Source organism: Methylophaga thiooxydans DMS010 (assembly GCF_000156355.1).
GTDB lineage: Bacteria > Pseudomonadota > Gammaproteobacteria > Nitrosococcales > Methylophagaceae > Methylophaga > Methylophaga thiooxydans.
In genome coordinates this window covers 57,778-70,824 of sequence record NZ_GG657883.1, presented here as the reverse complement: position 1 = coordinate 70,824, position 13,047 = coordinate 57,778, and the positions used below count along the sequence as shown (strand labels likewise).

General features: G+C 45.4%; 12 protein-coding genes. 3 read left to right on the top strand and 9 right to left on the bottom strand.

The features are described from left to right. Window positions 1-44: 44 nt before the first annotated feature. Window positions 45-926 carry a LysR substrate-binding domain-containing protein gene (locus MDMS009_RS00560; RefSeq protein ID WP_008289847.1) on the top strand — a complete coding sequence of 294 codons (882 nt, stop codon included), beginning with the start codon at window positions 45-47 and terminating at the stop codon, window positions 924-926. Between the two features lie 219 nt (window positions 927-1,145). Here the strand turns inward: MDMS009_RS00560 and MDMS009_RS00555 are convergent, their stop codons facing one another. From MDMS009_RS00555 to amrS, 3 genes are all read right to left on the bottom strand, one after another. After that, the gene (locus MDMS009_RS00555) at window positions 1,146-1,481 is read right to left on the bottom strand and encodes a YegP family protein (protein ID WP_008289885.1); all 336 of its coding nucleotides are present in this window, start codon (window positions 1,479-1,481) and stop codon (window positions 1,146-1,148) included. 218 nt (window positions 1,482-1,699) lie between these two features. Then, the gene (locus tag MDMS009_RS00550) at window positions 1,700-2,194 is read right to left on the bottom strand and encodes a DUF2726 domain-containing protein (protein ID WP_237700439.1); all 495 of its coding nucleotides are present in this window, start codon (window positions 2,192-2,194) and stop codon (window positions 1,700-1,702) included. Window positions 2,195-2,297: 103 nt separating this feature from the next. Continuing rightward, on the bottom strand, window positions 2,298-3,395 hold the full coding sequence (amrS, locus tag MDMS009_RS00545; protein ID WP_043887678.1) for an AmmeMemoRadiSam system radical SAM enzyme: 1,098 nt from the start codon (window positions 3,393-3,395) through the stop codon (window positions 2,298-2,300). An 85-nt stretch (window positions 3,396-3,480) separates the two neighbouring features. Here amrS and amrB point away from each other — a divergent pair, with 85 nt between their 5' ends. Together amrB and amrA are read left to right on the top strand one after the other, a co-directional pair. Next, window positions 3,481-4,269, top strand: coding sequence for an AmmeMemoRadiSam system protein B (amrB, locus tag MDMS009_RS00540; protein ID WP_008290011.1), 789 nt, complete (start codon window positions 3,481-3,483; stop codon window positions 4,267-4,269). 1 nt (window position 4,270) lies between these two features. After that, on the top strand, window positions 4,271-4,822 hold the full coding sequence (amrA, locus tag MDMS009_RS00535) for an AmmeMemoRadiSam system protein A (protein ID WP_193345544.1): 552 nt from the start codon (window positions 4,271-4,273) through the stop codon (window positions 4,820-4,822). 29 nt (window positions 4,823-4,851) lie between these two features. Here the strand turns inward: amrA and MDMS009_RS00530 are convergent, their stop codons facing one another. The 6 genes from MDMS009_RS00530 to MDMS009_RS00505 all read right to left on the bottom strand — a co-directional run bounded on the left by MDMS009_RS00530 (window position 4,852) and on the right by MDMS009_RS00505 (window position 12,960). Beyond that, window positions 4,852-5,619, bottom strand: coding sequence for a TIGR01458 family HAD-type hydrolase (locus tag MDMS009_RS00530; RefSeq protein ID WP_008290006.1), 768 nt, complete (start codon window positions 5,617-5,619; stop codon window positions 4,852-4,854). An 80-nt stretch (window positions 5,620-5,699) separates the two neighbouring features. Then, the gene (locus tag MDMS009_RS00525) at window positions 5,700-7,025 is read right to left on the bottom strand and encodes a DASH family cryptochrome (protein ID WP_008290040.1); all 1,326 of its coding nucleotides are present in this window, start codon (window positions 7,023-7,025) and stop codon (window positions 5,700-5,702) included. A 73-nt stretch (window positions 7,026-7,098) separates the two neighbouring features. Next, complete coding sequence (locus tag MDMS009_RS00520) at window positions 7,099-9,054, bottom strand: amylosucrase (protein ID WP_008290111.1); 1,956 nt, start codon at window positions 9,052-9,054, stop codon at window positions 7,099-7,101. 26 nt (window positions 9,055-9,080) lie between these two features. Continuing rightward, window positions 9,081-9,956 carry a carbohydrate kinase family protein gene (locus MDMS009_RS00515; protein WP_008289848.1) on the bottom strand — a complete coding sequence of 292 codons (876 nt, stop codon included), beginning with the start codon at window positions 9,954-9,956 and terminating at the stop codon, window positions 9,081-9,083. Next, on the bottom strand, window positions 9,953-10,810 hold the full coding sequence (locus MDMS009_RS00510; RefSeq protein WP_008290106.1) for an HAD-IIB family hydrolase: 858 nt from the start codon (window positions 10,808-10,810) through the stop codon (window positions 9,953-9,955). Before MDMS009_RS00510 ends, MDMS009_RS00515 begins: the two co-directional genes overlap by 4 nt. Then, window positions 10,807-12,960, bottom strand: coding sequence for an HAD-IIB family hydrolase (locus MDMS009_RS00505; RefSeq protein ID WP_008289892.1), 2,154 nt, complete (start codon window positions 12,958-12,960; stop codon window positions 10,807-10,809). Before MDMS009_RS00505 ends, MDMS009_RS00510 begins: the two co-directional genes overlap by 4 nt. Window positions 12,961-13,047 lie beyond the last annotated feature (87 nt).

The window sequence follows — 13,047 nt, the reverse complement described above, 5'->3', positions numbered from 1 at the left end:
CTATATTTAAAACGACTTATCAACCAGACACATGAATATTACTCATGAATATACGTCATTTAACGCCTTCAACTTCATTGCTACTGGCATTCGAGGCTGCTGCCCGTTATCAGAGTTACAGACAAGCAGCTGATGAGCTGTCAGTCACACAGAGTGCTATCAGCAAACAAATCCATTCTCTGGAAACACATCTGAACTTGAAGCTGTTTGAAAAAGTAGGCAGAAATGTAGAACTCACTGATGCCGGCAAACGTTACTACAGTGACATCAAACAGGCACTCGGGATAATACGCAATGCGACCCTGCAAGCTCTGACGTATCATTCGAAATCGAACGTTTTAAACTTAGCGGTCTTACCGACTTTTGGCTCCAAGTGGCTATTACCAAAATTGCATGATTTTTATCGGGCTCATCCAGAATATACGATTCATATTCTGTCTCGGATCGGTGATATAGACTTTGATCAGACTGACATTGATGCCGCCGTCACTGTCGGTACAGGAGACTGGAGAAACATTTGTGCACAACCACTTCTGGAAGAACAACTGGTTGCGATAGCATCGCCATCCATCACTGAAACTGGAGCACCAAACCCAGCCTGGCTGACTCAGCAGAGCCTGCTCTCTGTTAATAATAATATGGCAGCCTGGAACCAATGGTTCGAGAGCCACCAACAAAATATAAACAGCAAAAAATCAGCACCAAGCTTTGATGTAACAGCACACTTGATTCAGGCTGTACGGGCCGGTCTTGGTGTGGGTCTGGTTCCTATCAATCTCATTGAGGACGAACTGCAGCGTGGCGAATTGATAGTCATTGGTGATGCCATTCCCAGTCAGCGTAGTTACTATCTGATATATCCGGAACGCAATATGGCTTTACCCGCTCTGAGCGCATTTTCTGAGTGGCTGGAAAAGTTGAATTAAGCTTCAAACTAAGTGCAGTAACGTATACACGCCAGTAACTCACCATATTCTGAAGGGGAGTAATACTATTGCCTTTTTTTCTCACCCAGAGCCGAGTATCTCGCTTGCCTCGCCTAGCAAAAAACGCGACGGTCGTGAGTTCAATCGGTATCGGTCACACCATTTAAAGCATATAAATCGAGACTCAGGTATAGGGTCGAGCTGACTTAATATTCTCGTCTAACTATCGACTTCTTCCACTCTTGCCTCTGGTGCATTTTTCTTCACTGATTCAATACCATTATCGCGACCGGAGGCACTTTTATATGTTTGACTGGTGCCGATAACTTGGTGATTGGCGGCTTTGATATTAAACCTGAAACCGCCTGAAGCTGTTTCTTTCTTTTCATACCGGTCATCATCAGCGGCATTTTTCTTAACGGACTCTATGCCATTTTGACACGCTGCTTTTGAGGAGTAGCCTTCACTGGCCAGAATGTTCTCCCCATTCCCTGCTTTTAATCTAAACCGAAACTCAGCTGCTTTATCTTGATATATTTCAAACTTCGCTGCCATGGTATTACCCTCTTTGGTTGGTAAAACATAGAATCCGGATTTTTTTCAAAAATAGCCCTATTTTCAGGCAATTACAAGTTGAATTTTTATAAGGTTTGGTGACAGACTCCGCTATCAAATTAAAAAAATGATAGAAAGCCTTTTCACTCGTGTATCGAAAAAGCTCAGGGATAGGGACAAACCTAATAAGAAGAAAGGCGGATAACTCCGCCTTGTTTTTATGAGTTCTCTAGAACAATTTTGCGTTCGTGTTCGGCTTTATTTGCAACAGGTTCCAAGTACACTTTGACCGCATCAGTCTCACTGTCATCGTCAAATTGAATGGTGGGTTCCAATGCTGACAGCACTTTCTTTTTGAGCTGAGCCGAGTCCAGGGCAGTTTCTTTTGAAAAGTGCAGTAAGGCTAAGTTAGCTTGTTGACAGGTTGTTGTTAAGAGGTTGGCCTGTTCTGTGTCTTGTTCTTTGTCGAATTGCACGACACAAGCAATGCGACCATTTAAGGCATCCAGCAGAACAAAATCCACACTGCTTGCTGCTATTTTTTGTTGCAAAAGCCTACTCGCCTTATCATCAGCTTTGAATTTCAAACTGACCAGATCAGCCAAATGTACACGTGGGAGAACTTCAAAGTCACCTTTCACCGCATCTACTAACCGTTTCTTGAACTCACGTTGTGAGCTATCAAGTAACACGGTCCGCTTTTGTATTTTCATGGATGCCGTCGTTTTTTTTCTCGAAAATCGAATCAGCATCCATGCTGAAATAAGAAACAAAATCGCTATAACGGCTATAAGCTGCATATCACTACTCTCCAAATCATACCTCTGTCATGTTAACTAGCTGGCGTTTTCGTCCCCACTCGCCCGGTGATGAGTCAAATACACCGACGCAAATACCACCACAGCTCAAACAACAGCCGTGAGGATCCAATTGCCATTCTGCTATTTGATACCAATCTCTGCCGATGACTAACCCGCCACAATGCTGACACCATGTGCTGTCAGCATATTTGTTATGCATATTACCGACATAAACGTGATGTATTCCGTTATCCAGTGCAATTTGTCGTGCTTTTATTACGGTTGCCTCTGGCGTCATCGGTGTATTCTGCATTTTCCAGTCAGGGTGAAATACAGAAAAGTGCATCGGTACATCCGGTCCCAAATTATCTACTACCCATTGAGACATTGCTTGAATTTCTGCATCACTATCATTTTCACCAGGTATGAGTAATGTGGTCAGTTCAAACCAAACCTGCGTCTCGTGTTTAAGGTATTTCAATGTTTCTAATACTGGCTGAAGATGTGACCCTGTAATCTTGTGATAAAACCGCTCAGTGAACGCTTTTAAATCTACATTTGCTGCATCCATATACTGATAGAACTCAGCTCTTGGTTCAGGGCTCACATACCCAGCCGTGACCGCCACAGTATTGATGTCTTTTTCATGGCAGGCTTGTGCCACATCAATAGCATATTCATGAAAAATAACGGGATCATTATAGGTAAAGACAACACTTCTACAGCCAAGTTGTTGGGCTTTGTCAGCAATTAACTCTGGCTTGGCGTCGGCCAAAAGTGTATCCATCTCACGTGACTTGCTTATGTCCCAGTTTTGGCAGAACTTACATGCCAGATTACAACCAGCCGTCCCAAAAGAGAGAACAGGTGTACCAGGCAGAAAATGGTTCAACGGTTTTTTTTCAATCGGGTCGATAACAAAACCACTGGAACGTCCCCAGGTCGTTAATACAATCTCGCTATTAACATTCGCTCGCACAAAACATAGACCACGCTGACCTTCGTGCAATTTACAAAACCGTGGACAGAGATCACACTGCACGCGCCCATCTTCTAAGCCATGCCAATAGCGGGTTGCAACGAGATGATCGAACGGGGGGGATATATGCGTCATTTTGCCACCTATGCGAAGCAGATATTGCAATCTAATTCAGCAAAGTCGATACTGACAATATTACGCTGATAAGCGGAGGATTAACATGGAAATCGTTCGCCCTAATGCAGTAGCAGGCTTATTTTATCCAGCTGATGCCGTTAAGCTCAATAAACAAGTTGCGGCGGATATGGCAGCCTGTCATGCCGACCCTTTACTCTCCCCAAAAGCATTGATTGTTCCCCATGCTGGCTATATGTATTCTGGCGCAGTAGCGGCCAGTGCTTATCAACACTTAAAGCCGCTTAAAAACATTATCAAACGCGTTGTGTTAATTGGTCCATCGCATCGTGTTCCCTTCGACGGGCTGGCAATATCAACTGCCGATTGGTTTGAAACACCGCTAGGACTTATCGCTGTAGACCGTCAGGCAGAAAGTCAGATTATCGCCATTGATGGTGTTATTGCTCTCGAGCAAGCACATGCACGTGAGCACAGCCTTGAAGTCCAATTGCCGTTTCTCCAGTTTCTACTTGATGATTTTAAAATTGTGCCTATTGTGGCCGGGCATGCTAGTCCAAAGGTAATCGCCAAGGTTTTAGATAAGCTTTGGGGTGGGCCCGAAACGCTTATCGTGATCAGTTCCGATCTCAGTCATTACCTAGACTACGATAGTGCTCGTGAGGCTGATGCCGAAACCTCACAAGCCATTATCAATCTGGATAATCGACTTATTGATGGCTACCATGCTTGTGGTAGTGTCGGTATCAATGGCCTGATTCTGTATGCGCGTCAGCATAATCTGCACGGTCATATCCTCGATTTACGAAATTCGGGTGACACCGCTGGCAAACGCGACAGTGTGGTCGGCTATGGTGCCTATTTGTTTCAATAAAATGCTGCCCGATTCTGATCGCTTCTTACTCAAAAAAATTGCGCGAGATGCCATTCACTACGGTCTAGCCAATGATACCCCCATGCCTCTGGACACAGGCTGTTTGCCAACCAGTGTGCTTGAAAAACAGGCTAGTTTTGTCACTCTTTTTATCGCGGGAGCATTACGTGGTTGTATTGGGTCGTTAACGGCTGTTTACCCATTGGCTGAAGATGTCGCGAAAAATGCCTATGCTGCCGCATTTCGTGACCATCGTTTTGAGACGATTGCAGAACCGTCTGTTGCTGATTTAGAAATTCATATTTCGGTACTCAGCGAACCTCAAATCATTCCATGTAACTCTGAATATAGTTTGCTAGAGCAGCTTCACCCCGGACGAGATGGTTTGATCATTGAAGATGGTCAGTACCGAGCCACTTTTTTACCTGCTGTCTGGGATGCGATTCCAAGTCCTGAACGCTTTGTGCATGAACTTAAACGCAAAGCCGGTTTAGATAAAGATTACTGGTCAGCGACCCTTCTCTGCTACCGTTACCACACAGAGACTTTTTAAAGACGGATGTCATTAAGCTAACGTTAGTCTTAAGCGCCATCTTCAGTTGTTTCTATGTAAGTTGCTACGGCCTCAACCACCGTTTCCGCTACTTTCGCAGTTTTTAATTTTTCTTCATCCTGTGGCAAAAATTTTCCCGTCCGTACTAAACAGGCATGAAGCCCCGCATCAACCGCGCCCAACACATCAACTTCAACATCATCGCCTATCATTAACACCTGTTCAGGCTGTAAGCCCATAGACGACACAGCAGCATGGAAAAACCCCTCCGCCGGTTTACCTAAAATTTCTGCTTCAACATTGGCTGCATATTCTAATGCTTGGATAAAAGGGCCTGCATCTAACTGCAGTCTACCTGATGATTTAAAGTAGCGATTGCGTCCTATCCCTAACAAAGGGGCACCATCCATTAGTAATGAAAATGCACGATTAAGATGTTTGTAATCAAATCGTTCTGCGGCATCAGCCACAACCACAGCATTTGGACTGCGTTGATTGAGCTCGTTAAATTCGGGTATCAAATCAGGATGGATCAGAAAAAAAGGTCTTAGATCACGCTGCATACAGACATGTTTAACGGCAACAGGTGCAGTAAAAATATCATCCGCCTGTACGTCAAAGCCCATCTTTTGCAGACTCAGTAAGATGGCCGTGCTGGTCGAGCGCGACGTGTTGGTAACAAAACGCATTGGAAAACGTTTTTTTTGCAGTGCTTGTATCAGCTCTACTGCGCCGTTTACGGGGACGTTATCAACATGCAGAACGCCGCTGATATCAAACAAAATCGCTTTAATCATCACAAAATCCTCCCTTTTGTGAAAGCGATGTCTTCAGTATGCGCTCTGGCTAGAGAAGTCTCAACTGAGGCTGGAGGTTTTTAATCACGTTTATACGGCATAATCGGCCAATCCGCAGCATCGACAGAATCCAGGCGAGGCGCTGTCACCTGCCCTTTCCATTTTTGAATGAAGGTTTGTTGTGGGTCGTATTGGCGTTGCTGCTTGTCAATGTTAAAGTGGCGTCCCCCTCGCGGATCAGCACCGACACCAGCGATATACTGCCAATTTCCCCAGTTGGCAGCCACATCATAATCAATCAATTGTTGTTCAAAATAGGCGGCGCCGAAACGCCAATCCAGTTCCAACTCATTGATAAAGCAACTTGCGACAATCTGTCGCCCGCGGTTAGACATATAACCGGTGTCATTGAGCTGCTTCATTAATGCATTGACCAGTGGGTATGGTGTGTTGCCATGTGCCCATTTTTGATAGCGCTCCGGGTAAAAGCAGCAAGTAATTTTCTTTTTGCCTAAGCCTTGCGGACGGAATAGTTTGTGGCGATAGCGAAACGCATACCACTGAAAATATTCTCGCCAAAGTAGCTCAAAGAAGATCCAATACGTCGACTCATTGGCGGTATGTGTTTTTTCGAACTGTCTCAGCTGTTGCAACAGTCGTTTTACTGATAGCGATCCGTTTGCTAACCAGGCAGAAAATTTCGTTGAATGTGACCAATGATCAAGGTCGTTACGAAGCAGCTTATATTGAGCGGGATAGTCGCTACTGAAATAGGCTTCCATATGCTCAATGGCAGCCTTCTCACCGCCTGTGAAGTGGTCTTGGCTGTTGCGGTAAGTTGGTAAAGGCAGGGTATCTTCATGAAGCTCAGAAACGGGTACAGCCAAGGTTTTAGGCATTTGAACCGGTTTATCAATGGGCAATGACTCGACAATTTTTCTAAACTGGCTGAACGTATCAGGTAAAGACGTCAAATCAAACGGCAGCTGTCGTTGTTGAAATAAACTATGCGTCCAGTACGAATCAAATTGTACACGTGGGAAATCGGCTCTTAAGTGTTGCCATTGCCTGTTTTCATAGACACCGACATGATAACTGCGATACACGTGGTTAACGTGGTACTTGCTAAGTAGCTCTGAAATGATCGCGACGGGATCACCTTTCATCACAATAAGTTGCTGGCCTCTAGCCTCAAGCGTGTGTTGCAGGTCATTCAGGCTTTCCAAAAGAAACTGTCTTCGCTTGTCACCCAACGGCTTGGCGTTGAACCCTGTTGGTTTATCCCAAAAGGTGTCATAACAAAATAAGCAAATCAGGCGATCACAATTAAGGCTTGCTTCCAGCAACGCTGGGTTGTCATGAACTCGTAAGTCGTTGTTAAACCAGAATAGACCTGTTTTACACATTGGATGCTCTCTATTAACCCCGTCGTTTGACCATAACCCAATTCGTATTGCTTAAGCGTGAAAGAAACATTCCTCAGTTTTGTTGAAGCCAATAAAAGCTAAACGCCGGAATTACCAGCGTGTTATTAAAAATATCTGGCCGTTGACCCGAGTAGAGATCCATCACCTCACCATATTGGGGGTCGCCCCAGCCAACTAGCTGATCAACTTTTAAATGTTGTGGCTTGTCATTGAAGTTAGCAACAACCAACACACGGTCGAATTGTTGGGTAACGCTGTAACGTTCAAAAACAAATAGATGCTCATTACCGACATCGATTAACTGTCTGTTGTTGAAGTCGGCAAAGACGTCGATTTCCTTGCGTACCGCAATCATGCGTTTTAAAGCAGTAAAGATTTCGTATTGATAGTTTCCCGGTTGATTGCGTAGCTCAGCTTTGTCCCAATCAACGACAGGTCTGTGAACCCAGCGAGAATCACCTTTCTTATGAGGATCATCAAGATATGACACGTCATTAATCGTGCCCACTTCATCGCCATAATAAAGCAGCGGAATACCGCCGAACGACATAATCAGACTATGCAATAACAAAATAATTTTGATGGCATCGGCTTCAGCTTCCAAATCCCCTACTTCAACGGCATACTCTAGTCCGACCAGCGAGGCTAACGATCCAGATATCCTTGCATCCCCGGTTTTTTCATTTTCACCAAACGGCAAACCACGGGCATGAGAATCATCGAAACGCCCCATAAAGTAGTCAATTAGAAACTTACGATGACCACGCGGCTCATAGCCCACAATTTCAATATCTCGATCATCGAAGCCAAGCCCGATATCGTCATGACAACGGATATAATTTAGCCAAGTCGCACGTTCTAACTTAACCGGCAGACTTTTAATGCCTTGGTTGAGCAACTTCGCATTTTTCGTTGCCACCGCATCCCACATTAACGCCATAAACGTCGCGTTGTATGCTATCTCGCACTCTTTGGCGATCACGGCATCTTCGCCAAAATATTTGGTCACCTCAACAGGTGCCACGATTGCTTCTGCGATGTATAAAACGCCAGGAGCTGTGACCTGACAACAATCTTTAAGTAATTGTAAAATTAAGTGAGCCTCACGCTCATTCTGGCAAGTACTACCAATTTTTTTCCACAAGAATGCCACGGCATCAAGTCGCAGAATATCGGCGCCCTGATTGGCCCAGAATAAAATAACATCCAGCATTTCGATGAATACAGCCGGATTAGAATAATTAAGATCCCACTGGTATTCATTGAACACCGTCATCACCCATTTCCCCATCTGCTCATCCCAGGTGAAGTTACCCGGTGATGTTTCAGGAAATACTTCAGGCATGCTCTGTTCAAACATGTCGGGAATATTACGGGTTTCAAAAGTATAGTAATAATCTTGGTGTTTCTTATCGCCCTGACGCGCTTTTTGTGCCCATTCATGCTCATCAGACGTGTGATTGAGCACCACATCCATCGTCAGCAGCATATCTCGCTCATGCATGGCTCGAGATAAATGCAACAAATCGTCAATCGTGCCGGCTCTCTCGTCAATTTCGCGAAAATTGCTGATCGCGTAACCACCATCACTACTTCCTTGCGGGCATTGCATGATGGGCATAATGTGCACCATATTCACGCCCAGTTCCTGAAAGTAATTAAGATGGCTTTCCATCCCTTTCAAATCTTTGGCAAAACCATGGCTATAGAGCGCCATGCCTATCCAGTTTTGACTGAGAAACCAATTATGATCTGCTTCACGCTCAATATCCCGCTGACGCAAATCTTCAGGACGGCGAATATACTGTTTGGCCATGGTTTCAACCAGCTTTTGAGCTTGTGTCTGGAAGTCCTCTCGGTCACCGTAGAGTCGGTCAAATAAAGAATGGATCGCGTAGAAATTCGCACCGAGTCGGGTGTAGAAATAACGCAAATCTTGCTTGGAAACACCCGCTTCTATTTCGTTAAGAATATCGTTTAAGAGTGTATGTGCTTGCTGCTCGTACATTTATGTGAATTCTTATATTTGTATTATTAGTTATTGATAATGTTATAGAAGTTAGCATCTTTACTTGTTGCGCCTCGTAGGCCGACAACCTGTGACGCAAAGTGTTGTGCCTGCGCTAAAGCATGCCTAATCTCCCAGCCAGCCAGTAAGCCGTGAATATACATAGCAGTGAAGGCATCGCCGGCACCGACGGTATCGATGACCTGATTCGAAGCAGTAGGCTTGATTAAATGAAACTCACCGTCTTGATCTCTGACAATCGCCCCTTTTTCTCCACATGTCACAATGAGCTGATCGAGGTGATAGTGACTGTGCATCCGTGTCATATCCTGATGCAAATCTGCTGATCGAAATCCCAGTTCACCAAGCTCATCCTGATTGAGTTTTACCCAACGCGCCTGTTCTAACCAGTGGCATATATCTTCTTTTTGCCACCACGGATCACGTAAATTCACATCCACAAAAATATCTAAACCAGGGCTTTCAGTTAGCTTTTGTAAGGTGTGATGACTGATCTCACTTCTTGCGGCTAACGAGCCATGATAGAAAAGCCCTGTTTGCGGTGGCGAGTCAATCAAACTGTCAGCAATAAAATCCCACGCACTCTCGGTGGCAATCTCATAGCTCGGCTCATTGTCATCGATGGTAACGTTGACACGCCCCGTGGGATGTTGATTGTCTAGCTGTACCCAGTTGGTATCCATGCCCCAATTCTTCATCTCGGCAAGAATCGTATCTCCCAGCGTATCGTTACCCACTCGGCTAATAAATTTTGGTGCATCACCAAAAGCCTGCAGATGCCACGCTACATTAAACGGTGCGCCGCCTAATACTGACTCTCCGTCAGGAAAACAATCGAATAATGCTTCACCAAAAATAGTCAATTGTGTTGTCTGATTCATGTGATGTTTTCTGTTTTGTCCTGATGACGAAATTGTGGTGCAAAGTGCTCCACCCCTTGTAACACTCCCGCAGCGTAATTGCCGTTATTATCTTGCGCCTCACTGTGGGCCAGATACAAGGCTGAACTATGGCCATTGTGCTGTGATAATTGCAACGCTGCCTGTTTGATTTCTGCACTGGCATTGTCCACAAGAACGGATTGAATGCGGCTAGTCAGCACCGGTAAATCATTACCACTGTCACCGGCAAAAACCACGTCACTGAGGGCATAGCCGAGTTTCGCTTGTAAAAACTCAATGGCATGCAGCTTGGTGGCGTGCTTAGGCAGAATATCCATTAAGCCGATATTTTTGGGTTCATCGACGCTCCATAACACACTGGCATTAACGCCTGCCTCTGTAAGCAATGCTTCTACCTGCGCTATTTTGCTGTCTTTATCCAGATAGAGCGGTAGGTAATAACTCAGTTTATGGGTGTTTTGCTTGCTGCTTTCCTGTAAGCGCAATTCACTGACCGATTTAAGCAACTGTTTTAGTTGCGAATGCGTTTTACCATTCCAATCTTGATCTATTTCCGCTTCCCAGTCTGCCATCTGTTGCCAGGTGCCATTCGCAACGTGATATATCTTGGTGCCGACATCGGTAATCGCATAGTCAGGTAGCGGTAAGGCATAATTTTTTATTGCCCGTTTTACTAGTGCCACATGGCGCCCGGTAACGTAGGCCAGTTTGACATCCGAGCGCTGGCAAAAAGCACTGAACTGTTTACGCGCATCGGCAGGTTCCGGTTGAAAACCATTTGGGATAACGGTTCTATCCATGTCTGTACAAAGCAAAAGTTTGGGATCGCTCATGGTAAGGCTTTCTGCTGTTTAAGGTGGTTGAAAAACTGATAATGTTCTAGTGCTTCTAGAATACCGGCAGCAAAAGGTTTCTCAGCCAGATATATGCCCTCCGTATCACCTAACTGAGCTAATTCTTCATTGTGCCTATTTGCTACTACCGCAGCTAAGGTATTACCACGCATCATATCTTCATCAGCTCCCGAGCCGCCAGCAACTAAAATGCGTTCCAGCGGAATCTGCCAACGATCAGCAATAAAACGTAAGGCCATGCCTTTTGACGCACGGATTGGCATGATATCGAGGTACTGACCAAAGGCGAGCTGGGCATGAACAGCCTGCTCTTCCTGATGCAACATACGTTTAATGTCTTCAAAGTCAGCGATATCAGGATCGATGTAATAACTCAGTTTAAAACGACTTTGCTCTGACTTAGGCTGGCGTTCAAGTCCAGCATACTCGTCTAACCAAGGTCGTATTTTGTGGGGCGTCCAGTGGTAATCAATATGCTGCGCCCATGCTCTGTCAGGGGTCAGTTTAGGGGCATAGTAAATTTCGGTACCCGAACTGGTAATCAGAATATCAGGCTCTGGAATCCGATGTTTTTTCATCAATCGCAGCGCCACATCCAGTCTACGCCCGGTTGCGATAACAAATTTGGTGGTTTTGCGGTGCTCGCGAAGAAGACGAATCAGCTCCTGCAGAGACACATCATCACCAACCAGATTCAAGTCCAGATCACTCACAATGGCTGACTCAGCATAGACCTGACTGGTTCGCTCAACCGGCCGCCGCTGTAAGAACTCATCGCGCTGGGCAATCGGTTTCACTAACTGAATATAGCGTTTTGCGTGCGCCTGCCAAGAATAATGTTCGGTGACGCCAGCCAAACCTTGCTCAGACAACTGTTGCCAATGAGCATTATCCGTTAGCAATTTTAATAAAGCCTCAGTTATCGTTGCTGACTCCAACGGGTCAATCAGGTGACCGTTATGACAGTTACCAATTATGTCTCTAGGACCACCATCCTCTGTGGCAACGATGGGCAGGCCTGAAGCCGCTGCCTCAATTAATGTCAGTCCAAATGGCTCGGTCAATGCCGGATTGACAAAGACACCGCCTGACGCCGCTGCAATGCGATACATCATCGGCACCTGATCTCGCTTGTGATGCTTGGGCATCGCGACTTTTCCATAAAGATCGTATCTATCTATCGATACCAGTAACTCATGAAAGACCTCTTGCGCGCCCTGCTCTAAATCATCAATGTCATCGCGGTTACCGGCAATAATAACGAGATTGGCTAACTGCTGAAGTTTTTCTGACTCGCCATAGGCTTCAATCAAAACATTAATGTTCTTACGCTTATCCGGCCGTGACAAGGCCAGAATAATGGGTTTACTTGGCTCAGTCAGGTGTTGAGTCAGTGTGGTAAATATCGGGTCATCCAGCTCATTACCCGCGGGCGGTTGGAATTGCTTGATATTTGTACCTGGTGGAATAACGCGCATTTGATCGGGCTGATAATGATCGTATACCTCGTATTGTTCTTCAATCTCTTGATGGGTACTGGTGATAACACGCTCAGCGGTGGCCAATGTAATCTCTTCGGCTTCTACCCGACGAGACATGTTATAGAGCTTTTCGATTTGCTCCGTACTCAATCCACTGGCAAGCAAGCGTCGGCGTTTCACACGTCCCAGGGAATGGCCTGTGTGTACTAAGGGAATACCAAGTATATTGGCGACATGCGAACCGACCAAACCAGCGTCAGCATAGTGGCTGTGAATCAAATCGGGAATGTGCCCTTGGTGCCTGAAAAAGTCCGCCAGCGAATCGGCAAAGCCATCAAGGTGATCCCATAAATGTTCTTTGTAAATATATTCCTCAGGACCTGCATCAATCCTCACAACACGTAATTTATCATTAAGCGTTTCTATCGGTTCAGCATAGTCAGGATCAATGTTCTCATCAATGATACGCCGGGTAACAAGATCGACTTGGGCGACTTCTGGTAATTCAGATAAGGCTTGTGCAAGCTCTAACACATAAAGCGTTTGCCCCCCCGTATCTGCATCGCGTCCCAATTCAAGGTTTTGTCCACGAATCAGACCGTGCACACTGATCAAGGCGATATAGATCTTCCCCGGCTTGTCGCTCATAAAGATTGATTCTCCGATGTTGCTATCCGTTTTCAACGGCTAAACGCATGTATGAATTCAGTCTATGACCAAACGATAGCATTACGC

Excerpts from the sequence above, each read along its gene's own strand:
- MDMS009_RS00560 (WP_008289847.1), top strand. The coding sequence starts at position 45 with ATGAATATACGTCATTTAACGCCTTCAACTTCATTGCTACTGGCATTC.
- MDMS009_RS00555 (WP_008289885.1), bottom strand. The coding sequence starts at position 1,481 with ATGGCAGCGAAGTTTGAAATATATCAAGATAAAGCAGCTGAGTTTCGG.
- MDMS009_RS00550 (WP_237700439.1), bottom strand. The coding sequence starts at position 2,194 with ATGAAAATACAAAAGCGGACCGTGTTACTTGATAGCTCACAACGTGAG.
- amrS (WP_043887678.1), bottom strand. The coding sequence starts at position 3,395 with ATGACGCATATATCCCCCCCGTTCGATCATCTCGTTGCAACCCGCTAT.
- amrB (WP_008290011.1), top strand. The coding sequence starts at position 3,481 with ATGGAAATCGTTCGCCCTAATGCAGTAGCAGGCTTATTTTATCCAGCT.
- amrA (WP_193345544.1), top strand. The coding sequence starts at position 4,271 with ATGCTGCCCGATTCTGATCGCTTCTTACTCAAAAAAATTGCGCGAGAT.
- MDMS009_RS00530 (WP_008290006.1), bottom strand. The coding sequence starts at position 5,619 with ATGATTAAAGCGATTTTGTTTGATATCAGCGGCGTTCTGCATGTTGAT.
- MDMS009_RS00525 (WP_008290040.1), bottom strand. The coding sequence starts at position 7,025 with ATGTGTAAAACAGGTCTATTCTGGTTTAACAACGACTTACGAGTTCAT.
- MDMS009_RS00520 (WP_008290111.1), bottom strand. The coding sequence starts at position 9,054 with ATGTACGAGCAGCAAGCACATACACTCTTAAACGATATTCTTAACGAA.
- MDMS009_RS00515 (WP_008289848.1), bottom strand. The coding sequence starts at position 9,956 with ATGAATCAGACAACACAATTGACTATTTTTGGTGAAGCATTATTCGAT.
- MDMS009_RS00510 (WP_008290106.1), bottom strand. The coding sequence starts at position 10,810 with ATGAGCGATCCCAAACTTTTGCTTTGTACAGACATGGATAGAACCGTT.
- MDMS009_RS00505 (WP_008289892.1), bottom strand. The coding sequence starts at position 12,960 with ATGAGCGACAAGCCGGGGAAGATCTATATCGCCTTGATCAGTGTGCAC.